This is a genomic window from Aequorivita flava (genome assembly GCF_038742595.1).
GTDB lineage: Bacteria > Bacteroidota > Bacteroidia > Flavobacteriales > Flavobacteriaceae > Aequorivita > Aequorivita marisscotiae.
Genome location: NZ_JBANCF010000003.1, coordinates 392,953 through 406,103 on the forward strand (window position 1 = coordinate 392,953; position 13,151 = coordinate 406,103).

A 13,151-nucleotide genomic window follows, 5' to 3' on the forward strand; every position below is an offset into this window, starting at 1 on the left:
CAGTAAAAAATTATTCTTCGCTACTTAGTGCATTCCAACCACGTGCGATTAGCGGTATTTTCGCACCAGCGCGGCTAATTAAATGCACGCCTTCATTTTCATCGGTAATATGCCCAATAATTGATAAGTGTGGGTTGGCTTTTATTTTTGGAAAATCTTCTGTTTTAACAGTAAAGAGCAATTCATAATCTTCTCCGCCACTTAAGGCTATTGTAGTGCTATCTAGTTTAAATTCTTCACAGGTAGAAATGACTTGCGGATCTAGGGGGATTTTATCTTCATATAAATTACATCCCACTTTAGAGCTTTTACAGATATGTAATATTTCAGAAGACAAACCGTCGCTAATATCAATCATTGCCGTTGGTTTTACGCCCAATTCTCTCAATAAGCCAGGAATATCTTTTCGTGCCTCCGGCTTTAGCTGCCGTTCTATTAAGTAGGAATACGGCTCTAAATCTGGCTGCGAATTAGGGTTCACTTTAAAAACTTCCTTTTCGCGTTCCAAAATCTGCAATCCCATATATGCCGCACCAAGGTCGCCCGATACTACTAGCAAATCGTTTTCTTTTGCACCGCTTCTGTAAATTGCCTCTCCTTTTGCCACAGTACCCAAAGCTGTTATGCTAATTAGCAAACCTCTGGTAGACGAGGTAGTGTCTCCTCCAATTACATCTACATTGTACATAGTAGCAGCAGTAGCAATTCCGGCATAGAGCTCTTCCAAAGCTTCCACCGGAAATCTGTTAGATACCGCAATACTCACTGTTATTTGCGAAGGCTCCGCATTCATTGCAAAAACATCAGAAAGATTAACGACTACCGCCTTGTATCCCAAATGTTTTAGGGGCATATAGCTTAAGTCAAAATGAACTCCTTCAAGGAGTAAATCGGTAGTAACAACTATTTCGTTTTTTGAGTCGCAAGCAAGAACAGCTGCGTCATCGCCAATTCCCTTTACAGTGGACTTTTGCTTTATTTTAAAGTTCTTTGTTAGATGGTCAATTAGGCCAAATTCACCCAAACTTTCAATACTTGTAGCGGAGTTATCTTTATTCTCAAACATATAATGTTTTTGCAATTTATGGCAAAAATACAGTAACCAATAGCAATAAAAAAGCTAATTGTAAATAATGGTTGTTTCATTGATTATAACCTAGCAGAAGAAAAAAAAGCAGCATTACATTAATATTTAACCTCTTAGGTTTGTAAGAAAACTCAGAATATGTTTACATTTAGCCCCACTTTTAATTTTACAAAACAAACCGATGAAAAAATTAGTACCCTTTATTGCACTATTTCTTAGTATAATCGCAGTAGCCCAAACACCTTGTATTAATGGTATGGCTGGCCAGTACCCGTGTAACGGATTAGACTTACAGTCGCGTATTAGCCTCGCCACCTTTAGCACTGATAAAGGAAATGATTCTTGGGGTTGGACCGATCCGCAAGATGGTCGAGAATATGCTATAATGGGCTTGGGCAATGGCACCGCTTTTGTTGACATTACAGACCCCATTAACCCATTATATTTAGGCAAATTACCTACCCACAGTAGCTCAAGTACTTGGAGAGATATTAAAGTGTACAACGACCATGCTTTTATTGTAAGTGAAGCCAACGGACACGGAATGCAGGTTTTTGACTTAACAAGGCTACGCAACGTTACCAACGCTCCAGAAACTTTTACTGAAGATGCTCATTACAATGGTTTTGGCAATGCTCACAATATTGTAATTAATGAAGAAACTGGTTTTGCTTACGCAGTGGGCACAAGCACATTTGGCGGAGGACCCCATTTTGTTAATATTCAAGACCCACTAAACCCAATGGGAGCCGGCGGTTTTAGTGACGACAATTATTGCCATGACGCACAAGTTGTAATGTACGACGGCCCTGATGCAGATTACACAGGTCGCGAAATTTTATTCGGAAGTAACGAAGATAGAATTTCAATTGTAGATGTAACAGATAAAAACAATCCTGTTGGAATTTCAGTTGGGTTCTACGGAAGCATTGACTATACACACCAAGGATGGCTAACTGACGATAAACGCTACTTTATTATTGGAGACGAATTAGACGAAGCTAATTTCGGATTTAACACTAGAACAATCATTTTTGACGTGAGCGACTTAGATAATCCAGTAGTTCATTTTGAATACGAAGCTGCTGTCGAGGCAATAGATCACAACGGGTATGTAAAAGGAAATGAATTTTATCTGTCTAGCTACAGAGCTGGTTTAAGAGTGTTTGATATTAGTGACTTGGATAACGAAAATTTCGTTGAAACCAAGTTTTTCGACACGTATCCCACGAGTAATTCGGCCCGTTTTGACGGCGCTTGGAGCGTATATCCTTATTTTGCCAGTGGCAATATTGTTATTAGCGACATAAATAGAGGATTGTTTATTGTAAAAGATCCGCTTTTAAGCGTTTCAGATAATAACATCGCTGCTTTTGCCATCGCACCAAATCCTGCAACAGAGCGTGTTACCGTTTCATCCAAAGAAGATCCAATTCATAAAATTGAAATATACAATGTATTGGGTCAGAAAGTAATGCACTTAACCGTTGCTAATAGTCTTTCTGAAAGTATCGACATTTCAAAATTTCAAGCTGGAATGTATATAATGAAAATAAATGCCACCACAACAAAACGATTGTTGATAGACTAAAAAATTGAGTTTCCCCTTTATGCCAAATAGTAAATTGAGTAGATTAAACGTTGCAATTCTTTCGCTTTCCTTTTCACTTTTAGTTTCTTCCTGCGGAAAAGATGATGGCCCCCAGACCGAGCCAGAACCTGAAATAAGTGTAGAAGTAGAACTTATAAAAACCTACGGGGGGAGCGGAATAGACGAAGCTGTCTCTGTTGTAGAAGCAGCAGACGGCAGTTATCTAATCCTAGGCACCACCCGAAGTTCTGATGGCGACATTACAGACAGATCTGGCAACGATAGCGATTTCTGGCTTTTAAAGGTTTCTAAGGAAGGAACTATTATTTGGAGTAAAACCTACGGTGGCAGTGATGACGAAAATGCTGCACGAATTACAAAAACAAATGATGGCGGCTTTTTACTTACCGGTTATACCTCCAGTAGCGATGGCGATATAAATTTTAACGCAGGGTTCCAAGATTATTGGATTGTTAAAATTAACGCCAGCGGTACTATAATGTGGGAAAAAACTTTTGGCTTTTCCGGTAGCGATCAAGCTTTTAAAGCTTTTCAAACTTCAGACGGGGGATATTTTATTACTGGGTATTTTGATGTATCAGCAAGCGGTGGCGCCGGAAACGATTTCCAGAAAGGTGCAAAACACGGCGTTGGAGAATATTGGGGGATTAAGCTAAATGCAAACGGATCTACCAGTTGGAGGCGTTATTTTGGCGGCAGCAATAACGATCGTAGCTACGATGCCTTAGAAACGGCAGATGGCGGATTTTTAATGACGGGAACTTCAGAAAGTGACGATTTCGATAAAACAGATCCAAAAGGCAGTTACGACTATTGGGCTGTGCGTTTAACAGCAGATGGCACCTTGCTTTGGACCAAATCCTTTGGCGGAGATGAAATAGATAACTCCTACGCTTCCGTTAAAACCGACGATGGTAACTATATCATGGTAGGCGATTCCCGCAGTAGCGATCAAGATGTTACCAACCCACGTGGCAATGCCGATGCCTGGTTAGTTAAATTTGACGACAATGGTAGTAAAATATGGCAAAAATCATATGGCGGCTCCCTGTTCGATACCGCTCACAGTATTGTGCTGCGCAACAACGGCGATTATATTTTAAGTGGCCACAGCCGAAGTTCAGATGGCGATTTACAGGAAAACAACGGCCTGAATGACGTATGGGTATTTATTATTGATAAAGATGGAAATTTAAAATTTCAAAACAGCATTGGCGGATCCAACATCGAGTTTGCTTCGGAAGCAATTGAAACCACAGACAATAAAATTGTGGTTGTCGGAAATAGCGAAAGCAATGATTTAGACATACCTTTAAACAAAGGTTCTAAAGACTTTTTAATGATTAAACTGAAATAATAGTGCCTAAAAGCACGTTTTCTATAAATATGAAAATAAACGCTATCTTATTGCTAATAATGCTTGTAACCATTGGTTGCAGCACCAATGACGATCCTCCCGCCGAAGTACTTGGCTGTATGGATGCCAATTCGCTTAACTATAATTCTGCCGCAAATACAGATGACGGCTCCTGTATTTACGAAAAAAATGCAACCATTCTCTTTACCCAAAATTGGTCCGGAAACCCAGTTACCGAAGCAGATTTGAACACCACAGAATTTTTAAATGAAGCGGGAAACTTGATAAAAATCTCGAGACTTCGTTATTTAATTTCGCGTATCGTATTAAAAAAAGCAGATGGCACTACCGTTAATTTTGACGAATACAATTTAGTAGATCTTTCAAATTTAAGTTCGTTAACACTTTCACCGGCCAATTCTATAATTACTGGAGAATATACCGGAATAACCTTTATATACGGTTTTAATGAAGCCGATAATATTAGTGGCGCATATCGCGATTTAAACGATGCCGATTGGAATTGGCCAACCAATTTAGGCGGTGGTTACCATTTTATGCAGATGGATGGCAAATTTGAAGATGTTGCAGGAATTTCACAACCTTTCAATTTTCACAACGGAACTGCACGCGTGAGTGACGGTGTTTTTGAACAGAATTTCATCGCCTTTAATTTCGACAAAAACTTCACAATTACAGACGATGCTACCATTGAAATAAAAATGGATATTTCAGAATGGTTTAAAAACCCAGTTACGTGGGAGTTAAACGATCGTAGCACAAATTTAATGATGAATTATGGTGCACAAAAAGATATGCAGAAAAACGGAGGTAGCGTATTTAGTATTGGTGTTATTTCACAATAAAAAATAACGAATGGTTTGTAAATTAAAACAATTTCAATTTATAATCGGTGCTTTAGCAGTATTGATTGTAGTTGGCTGTTCTTCAAACGATTCAACCCCGGAAGAAGTTACCGAACAATACACCCCCACCCCAAAGCCTTTAACTATTCCCACCATTCTTGAACGCCTTTTACCACCTCCTTTTATTCCAGCAGACAATCCACAAACCGAAGAAGGTATAGCCTTAGGGCGCAAATTATTTTTCGATCCCATCCTTTCAGGAAATAATACCCAGGCTTGTGCTTCATGTCACAAACCCGCCAATGCCTTTACAGATAATACGCGCTTTAGTGTGGGAATAGACGGTTTGGAAGGCGAGCGAAATTCGATGCCAATTTTTAATCTGGCATGGAATAGAGACAATCATTTTTTTTGGGACGGACGCGCCTTAAGTATTGAAGTCCAAGCACTGGAACCTGTAACCAATCCGGTAGAAATGCACAATACGTGGGAAAATGCCGTTGGTAGTTTACAAGACCACAGTCAATACCCAGAACTTTTTAATAAAGCATTTGGAACTAAAACCATTACCAAAGAATTGGCCGCCAAGGCCATTGCCCAGTTTGAAAGAACATTGATATCTGCCAATTCGCCATTTGACAAATATCTTTTAGGCGAAGGCAGTTTAACGCAGCAAGAATTAAACGGCTTTGATATTTTTATGGACGAAGCGCGTGGAGATTGCTTTCACTGCCACGGAAATGAAAACAGCCCCTTATGGACGGACAATATATTTCATAACAATGGGCTGGATGCTATAATTACAGACAAAGGACTGGGCAACGTAACTGGCGACCCCAACGACGATGGCCTTTTTAAATCGCCCTCCCTTCGTAATCTCGCCTATACAGCACCCTATATGCACGACGGTCGCTTTGCAACTTTAGACGAAGTTATTAACCATTATAGCGAAGGTTTGGTTTACTCCCGAACCATAGACCCTCTTATGAAAGCCGTATCGCGTGGCGGCGTTCACTTATCCGAAGCCGACAAAGCAGACCTAAAAGCATTCCTGCTCTCGCTTTCCGACCCTTCCTTTCTCACCAATCCAAATTTTCAGGATCCCAATTAAATCGAACTAATTTTAGGTTTCAAAAACACGATAAAAACCAATGTGTTAATAATTGTTTAAAACTATTGTGCCATAGTTTTAAATTCCCGCTTCCGTATGGTTAAAAGTTCCATTTGATGTATATTTGCCCTCTAATTTAGAATTAATCTATATATGGTTAAAATAAGTGAAGGTGCCAAAGCAAAAATTGCACAATTGATGGCTGAAGAAGGCTTCAATATTGCAAACGATTTTGTGCGCGTTGGCGTTAAAAGCGGTGGCTGTTCTGGCTTGAGCTACGAATTAAAATTTGATCATACCATAGGCGAAAACGATAAACTTTTTGAAGAAGATCAAGTAAAAATAGCCATAGACAAAAAAAGCTTTTTATATTTAGTAGGAACCACGCTTGAGTACAGCGGAGGCCTTAACGGAAAAGGATTCGTGTTTAACAACCCCAATGCCAATCGCACCTGTGGCTGTGGTGAATCTTTTTCACTCTAAAACATTTTATGAAGATGAATAAATATACCGAAGACGATTTAAAAAAAGAACTGGAAACCAAAGAATACGAATATGGTTTCTATACCGATATTGAGTCTGATACCTTCCCCGTGGGATTGAACGAAGATGTAGTACGCGCTATTTCAAAAAAGAAAGAAGAGCCCGAGTGGATGACCGAGTGGCGTTTGGAGGCTTTTCGTGCCTGGGAAAAAATGATAGAACCCGATTGGGCAAACGTACATTACGAAAAGCCAGATTTTCAAGCTATTTCGTATTATTCCGCTCCAAATAAAAAACCCAAATACAACAGTATTGACGAGGTAGACCCCGAACTTCTAGACACTTTTAAAAGACTCGGAATTTCGTTAGATGAGCAGAAAAAACTTGCCGGAGTTGCTGTAGATATTGTTATGGACTCTGTTTCGGTAGCAACTACATTTCAAAAAACATTGGCTGAAAAAGGAATTATTTTCTGTCCTATTTCTGAAGCAATAAAAGAACATCCCGAATTAGTCAAAAAATATTTGGGAACGGTAGTTCCGCAGCGCGATAATTTTTATGCAGCATTAAATAGCGCGGTGTTTAGCGATGGATCTTTTTGCTATATTCCAAAAGGTGTTCGTTGCCCAATGGAACTTTCTACATATTTCAGAATAAACCAAGCAGGAACTGGCCAATTTGAGCGAACCCTAGTTATTGCAGATGAAGGAAGTTACGTGAGTTATCTGGAAGGTTGTACCGCACCAAGTCGCGACGAAAACCAATTGCACGCGGCGGTAGTTGAGTTAATAGCATTAGACGATGCCGAAATAAAATACTCTACAGTACAAAACTGGTTTCCGGGCGATAAAAATGGTAAAGGCGGTGTTTACAACTTCGTAACCAAAAGAGGTTTATGCGAAAAGAATGCTAAAATTTCCTGGACACAAGTAGAAACAGGAAGTGCCGTAACCTGGAAATACCCAAGTTGTGTATTAAAAGGCGACAATTCTATCGGTGAGTTTTACTCCATTGCAGTTACAAACGATTTTCAGCAAGCCGATACGGGTACCAAAATGATTCACCTCGGGAAAAACACTCGAAGTACCATAATTTCAAAAGGTATTTCGGCCGGAAAATCGCAGAACAGTTACCGCGGATTGGTTAAAATTTTACCCAATGCCGACAATGCACGTAATTTTTCGCAGTGCGATTCCCTATTAATGGGCAACAGTTGTGGCGCACATACTTTCCCCTACATTGAAGCAAAAAACAAAACCGCCCAAATAGAACACGAAGCAACAACCAGTAAAATTGGAGAAGACCAAATTTTCTATTGTAACCAACGTGGAATTGATACCGAAAAAGCAATTGCACTAATTGTAAACGGTTTTAGTAAAGAAGTATTAAATAAGCTCCCTATGGAATTTGCCGTAGAAGCACAAAAATTATTGGAAATAAGCCTAGAAGGATCGGTAGGATAACCTTGAGTTTATGGGCTATAATTCCAAATAAACTAGGGAAACATTCTCACTATTTAATAACTTAAATTATCGTTTTATGATGAAAAAAATCTTTTTGATGCTAATGCTTTCGGCAGCGGTTTTTTCTTGTAAAAATTCAGAAGAAAAAAACGTGGCTACAGAAGAAATAGCCACCGAAAACGCAGCGACAAACCCAGAAAATTTTAAAGCCTACAATGGAGATTATATAGATTCTAACGGCGCCGTAGTTTTAATGGGAACCAATTTTATTTACGGTGTAAAACGCAACGAAATTTCAGACCAACTTTCTAAACAAGTTGCCGCCGTTAAACAAAACGATTTTGATATGGTAAACGTAATAGTTAGGGGCACCGTATCTAAAAATACCGATACCGACAGTGAGTGGGAAGAGGTAATAACAATTAATGAAATTTTGAGGGTGAGTGATAAACCTTCGGAAGCAGATATAAAATTTGAAGAATCAGCAAAGAACAATTAACATGTTAAAAATAAAAGATTTACACGCCGGACTTGAAGGAAAAGATATACTACAAGGTATTAACTTAGAAGTAAAAGCAGGCGAAGTACACGCCATAATGGGCCCAAATGGCTCGGGAAAAAGTACCTTGGCATCTGTAGTTGCAGGCAAAGAAGAATTTGACGTTACAAGAGGCTACATAACTTTTGAAAATCAGGATATTTCAGAATTAGATCCAGAGGAAAGAGCGCACAAAGGTATCTTCCTCTCGTTTCAATACCCTGTTGAGATTCCAGGTGTTTCGGTAACAAATTTCATCAAAACAGCTATTAACGAAACGCGCAAATCTAAAGGACAAAAAGATATGCCAGCTTCTGAAATGTTAAAGATGATAAAGGAAAAAGCAGATTTGCTAGAAATTGACCGCAAGTTTCTTTCCCGATCCTTAAACGAAGGTTTTTCTGGAGGTGAAAAAAAACGCAACGAGATTTTCCAAATGGCAATGCTAGATCCAAAACTCGCAATTCTTGACGAAACCGATTCTGGATTGGATATTGACGCATTAAAAGTAGTTGCCAAAGGTGTTAACACCCTAAAAAGTGAAGATAACGCCGTGATAGTAATTACTCACTACCAACGTTTGTTAGATTATATAATTCCAGATTTCGTACACGTAATCATGGATGGAAAAATAGTAAAATCCGGCACCAAGGAACTTGCTTACGAGCTAGAAGAAAAAGGATACGACTGGATTAAAGAAGAATTAGTTTAAAGATTCTGAATTAAAAAATATGAGTTTTAAAGACAAATTATTATCATCTTACATCGGGCTCGAAGATTACCTTGAGTTTGACTCACCCCTGCACGATGTACGAAATAACGCCATTAAAATTTTTGAGGAAAAAGGATTTCCTTCAAAAAAAGATGAAGACTGGAAATACACTTCCCTCAATTCGTTGTTAAAACCAGACTACAGCGTATATTCAACCAAGGAACGCAATGTGGAGCTTAAAAATGTACGCAAGTATTTTCTTCACGAAATAGATACCTACAAACTTGTATTTGTAGATGGTGTTTACAGTTCATTTTTATCTGAAACTACCCACGATACACTGGATGTTTGTTTAATGTCCGCTGCTTTAAACAAAAGTAAATACAAAGCCGTAATTGAGGCGTATTTTAATAAAGCCGCAAAAAGCGAAAGCTTAACGGCGTTAAATACAGCATTCACCAAAGAAGGTGCTTATATTCATATCCCAGCACATAAAGAGGTTGAAAAACCGATTGAAATTATCAATTTCTCAACGGGAAATGAAGCTGCAATGTTTCTTCAGCCCCGAAACTTAATTGTGGTTGGCGAAAATGCCCACGTTCAGATTATTGAGCGCCATCAGAGTCTTTCTAATAATGCGGTTTTAACCAATTCGGTTACCGAAATTTTTGCCGAGAAACGCGCATATGTAGATTTTTATAAAATCCAAAATGACGAAGCTTCTGCTTCGTTAATTGACAACACTTACATTTCGCAACAACGCGATACCGTTTGCCGCGTGCACACTTTTGCTTTTGGTGGAAATTTAGTTCGCAACAACCTCAACTTTTATCAAAAAGGCGAAAATTGCGATTCCACGTTAAAAGGAGTTACTATTCTTGAAGGAAAGCAACACGTAGATCACAACACATTGGTACACCATATAGCGCCTAATTGCGAAAGTCACCAAGATTATAAAGGGTTGTTTGCCGAATCGTCTACCGGTGTTTTTAACGGAAAGATAATTGTTGAAAAAGATGCACAAAAAACCGATGCTTTTCAACAGAACAACAATATTTTAATTGATGATAAGGCCACGATAAACGCAAAACCACAATTGGAAATTTTTGCCGACGATGTAAAATGTTCGCACGGATGTACCATTGGCCAGTTTGATGAAGAAGCCTTATTTTACCTTAGAAGCAGAGGAATTGGCATAAAGGAATCGCGCGCCCTATTGATGTACGCTTTCGCAAACACCGTTTTGGAAAGTGTAAAAATTCCAGAATTGAAATCGCGAATCAACAAGCTTATCGCCAATAAAATTGGAGTGAGTTTGGGGTTTGAGCTTTAAAATCCACTGCGAATACACGAATGAAAATATAATTAATTCGTGTATTCGTGGTAAACTTCATCCCGAATTTCAAATTCAAAAAAACTCAAAATGTCTTTTAACATCCAAAAAATACGTGACGATTTTCCCATCCTTTCCCGAAAGGTAAACGGTTATCCGTTAGTGTATTTGGACAATGCTGCAACTTCGCAAAAACCACAACAAGTTATAGATTGTATTGTAGATTATTACAGCAATTACAATGCAAACATTCACCGTGGCGTACACACACTATCGCAAGAAGCTACAGATGCTTACGAAGCAGCTCGCCATAAATTACAAGCGCATTTTAAAGCAAAAGAAGCCCACGAAATCATTTTTACCGCAGGAACAACCCACGGAATAAACTTAGTTGCAAGCGGCTTTTCTGAAATATTAAAAAAGGGTGACGAAATTATCGTTTCGGCATTGGAGCATCACAGCAATATTGTGCCTTGGCAAATGCTTTGTGAAAAAACAGGCGCCATTTTAAAGGTAATCCCGATGAATGAGGATGGCGTTTTAATTTTTTCAGAATATGAAAAATTGCTTACCAATAAAACGAAGCTTGTATTTGTAAATCATATTTCAAATGCATTGGGAACTATAAACCCGATTGAAAAAATTATTGAAAAAGCACACCAAGTGGGAGCTGCTGTACTTGTTGACGGCGCACAATCTTGTTCGCATATTAAACCCGATCTTCAAAAACTCAATGTAGATTTCTACGTTACATCGGCCCATAAAATGTGCGGACCAACCGGCGTAGGTATATTGTATATAAAAGAGGAATGGGGCAACAAACTACCGCCATACCAAGGTGGTGGCGAAATGATTGCGGAAGTTACTTTTGAAAAAACCACCTATGCTGGCTTGCCTCATAAATTTGAAGCTGGAACACCCAATATTTGCGGTGGAATAGCCTTTGGCGCAGCTATAGACTATCTTAACCAGATAGGTTTTAACGCTATCGAAAAACACGAAACCGAGCTGTTGTTGTACGCAACCGAAGAACTTTTAAAAATTGAAGGATTAAAAATTTACGGCACCGGACCCGATAAAACTTCGGTTGTATCTTTCAATATCGAGGGAATCCATCCCTATGATATTGGAACAATCGTTGATAAACTCGGTATTGCCGTCCGCACTGGTCATCATTGTGCACAGCCCATAATGGATTATTATAAAATTCCGGGCACGGTACGCGCTTCCTTTGCATTTTACAATACTTTAGATGAAGTAGATGCGTTAGTAAAAGCGGTAAAAAAAGCTAAAATGATGTTAAGTTAGCCCAAAGCTTAATGCTAAAACTTGAACTTTGATGTTCAATTTTTAAAATAAAAACTATGAAAACAATTGCCACATTTTCGATTTTAATCTTTTCAATATTTTTTATAAGTTGCGATGAAACTAAAAAAGTAATTGATGTAGCCGGAAGCGTTCAACTTACGGGCAGTTATACGGTTACCGCAATTCAAGGTAAAAAGCTAAACGTTAGCACAAACCCGACGTTTACAATGTCTGCGTTAGACAACTCGTTCCGAGGAACCACGGGTTGCAATTCGGTTTTTGGCACATACACCATTGACCTTTATACAATTGATTTTGGAAATCTTGCGGTAAGCGAAAAATTTTGTGCGGAAAAAGAAATAATGAAAACCGAACGAGATTTTTTAGATGCGCTTAACAATACAGGCTCTTTTACCATAGAAAACGGCGTGCTCACATTATTTTCTAAAACGGACAGAAGTGTACTCCTGAGCGCGAAGAAAGACGCAAATAATTAAAAGTGAATTATGACGATTGAAGAAATACAGGAAGAGTTAATAGACGAGTTTTCAATGTTCGACGATTGGATGCAGCGATACGAATATATGATAGATTTGGGTAAATCGCTTCCGCTAATTGATGAGGATTTAAAAACCGACGAAAAGCTTATTAAAGGTTGCCAGAGTAAAGTCTGGCTCAATTCCGAAATAAAAGACGGCAATGTAATATTTACAGCAGATAGCGATGCCATAATAACAAAGGGAATAATTGCGGTTTTAGTGCGCGTATTTTCAAACCAAAATCCACAAGCTATTCTCGATGCCAATACCGATTTTATAGACGAAATTGGGCTGAAAGAACATCTTTCGCCCACGCGAGCAAACGGCTTGGTTTCAATGATAAAACAAATGAAAATGTATGCCCTGGCATACCAAACACAAGTAAATAATTAAACAGATGGAAGCAGATACAGAAATAGACATGGCCGAATTAGGCGAAAAAATAATAGCCGTAATTAAAACTATTTACGATCCAGAAATACCGGTAGATATTTATGAATTGGGACTTATTTATGATGTTTTTATTAATGAAGATCGCGAAGTAAAAATTTTGATGACTCTTACCACTCCAAATTGCCCCGTAGCAGAAAGCTTACCGATGGAAGTGGAAGAAAAAGTAAAGTCGATGAAAAATATTACAGACGCCGAAGTAGAAATAACCTTCGACCCACCATGGACGCAGGAATTAATGAGCGATGAAGCAAAACTAGAACTAGGAATGTTGTAAACACGCTTTCTAAAT

Annotated in this window: 14 protein-coding genes; 13 read left to right on the forward strand and 1 reads right to left on the reverse strand. The window is 38.7% G+C overall.

The annotated features are described in order from the left end of the window. Positions 1-10 precede the first annotated feature (10 nt). The gene (gene thiL / locus VZD24_RS06640) at positions 11-1,066 is read right to left on the reverse strand and encodes a thiamine-phosphate kinase (protein WP_279449390.1); all 1,056 of its coding nucleotides are present in this window, start codon (positions 1,064-1,066) and stop codon (positions 11-13) included. Between the two features lie 202 nt (positions 1,067-1,268). On the opposite strand from thiL, the gene VZD24_RS06645 reads away from it, so the two are divergent. The 13 genes from VZD24_RS06645 to VZD24_RS06705 all read left to right on the forward strand — a co-directional run bounded on the left by VZD24_RS06645 (position 1,269) and on the right by VZD24_RS06705 (position 13,136). Further along, a complete protein-coding gene (locus tag VZD24_RS06645) occupies positions 1,269-2,678 on the forward strand; it encodes a choice-of-anchor B family protein (protein ID WP_342686999.1) in 1,410 nt (469 codons plus the stop codon). A gap of 19 nt (positions 2,679-2,697) precedes the next feature. Continuing rightward, positions 2,698-4,056 (forward strand): hypothetical protein, encoded by a 1,359-nt coding sequence (locus VZD24_RS06650; RefSeq protein ID WP_342686998.1) that lies wholly within the window; start codon positions 2,698-2,700, stop codon positions 4,054-4,056. 29 nt (positions 4,057-4,085) lie between these two features. Continuing rightward, positions 4,086-4,922 (forward strand): MbnP family protein, encoded by an 837-nt coding sequence (locus VZD24_RS06655; RefSeq protein ID WP_342686997.1) that lies wholly within the window; start codon positions 4,086-4,088, stop codon positions 4,920-4,922. Between the two features lie 10 nt (positions 4,923-4,932). Continuing rightward, positions 4,933-6,033: a cytochrome-c peroxidase gene (locus VZD24_RS06660; protein ID WP_342686996.1), complete on the forward strand. Its 1,101-nt coding sequence runs from the start codon at positions 4,933-4,935 to the stop codon at positions 6,031-6,033. Between the two features lie 153 nt (positions 6,034-6,186). Continuing rightward, complete coding sequence (locus tag VZD24_RS06665; protein ID WP_279449395.1) at positions 6,187-6,516, forward strand: HesB/IscA family protein; 330 nt, start codon at positions 6,187-6,189, stop codon at positions 6,514-6,516. Between the two features lie 14 nt (positions 6,517-6,530). Beyond that, on the forward strand, positions 6,531-7,979 hold the full coding sequence (gene sufB, locus VZD24_RS06670) for a Fe-S cluster assembly protein SufB (protein WP_279450226.1): 1,449 nt from the start codon (positions 6,531-6,533) through the stop codon (positions 7,977-7,979). Between the two features lie 76 nt (positions 7,980-8,055). Further along, positions 8,056-8,478: a hypothetical protein gene (locus tag VZD24_RS06675; protein ID WP_342686995.1), complete on the forward strand. Its 423-nt coding sequence runs from the start codon at positions 8,056-8,058 to the stop codon at positions 8,476-8,478. A gap of 1 nt (position 8,479) precedes the next feature. Continuing rightward, entirely contained in the window at positions 8,480-9,229 is a 750-nt protein-coding gene (sufC, locus tag VZD24_RS06680; protein WP_279449397.1) for a Fe-S cluster assembly ATPase SufC, read from the forward strand. Between the two features lie 19 nt (positions 9,230-9,248). Then, positions 9,249-10,562, forward strand: coding sequence for a Fe-S cluster assembly protein SufD (gene sufD / locus VZD24_RS06685; protein WP_279449398.1), 1,314 nt, complete (start codon positions 9,249-9,251; stop codon positions 10,560-10,562). A gap of 90 nt (positions 10,563-10,652) precedes the next feature. Continuing rightward, the gene (locus VZD24_RS06690) at positions 10,653-11,870 is read left to right on the forward strand and encodes an aminotransferase class V-fold PLP-dependent enzyme (protein ID WP_342686994.1); all 1,218 of its coding nucleotides are present in this window, start codon (positions 10,653-10,655) and stop codon (positions 11,868-11,870) included. Between the two features lie 56 nt (positions 11,871-11,926). Further along, positions 11,927-12,367, forward strand: coding sequence for an META domain-containing protein (locus tag VZD24_RS06695; protein WP_279449400.1), 441 nt, complete (start codon positions 11,927-11,929; stop codon positions 12,365-12,367). Between the two features lie 9 nt (positions 12,368-12,376). Continuing rightward, positions 12,377-12,802, forward strand: a complete 426-nt coding sequence (locus VZD24_RS06700; protein ID WP_279449401.1) for a SufE family protein — start codon at positions 12,377-12,379, stop codon at positions 12,800-12,802. Positions 12,803-12,806: 4 nt separating this feature from the next. Continuing rightward, positions 12,807-13,136, forward strand: a complete 330-nt coding sequence (locus tag VZD24_RS06705) for an SUF system Fe-S cluster assembly protein (RefSeq protein ID WP_279449402.1) — start codon at positions 12,807-12,809, stop codon at positions 13,134-13,136. Positions 13,137-13,151: the final 15 nt, after the last annotated feature.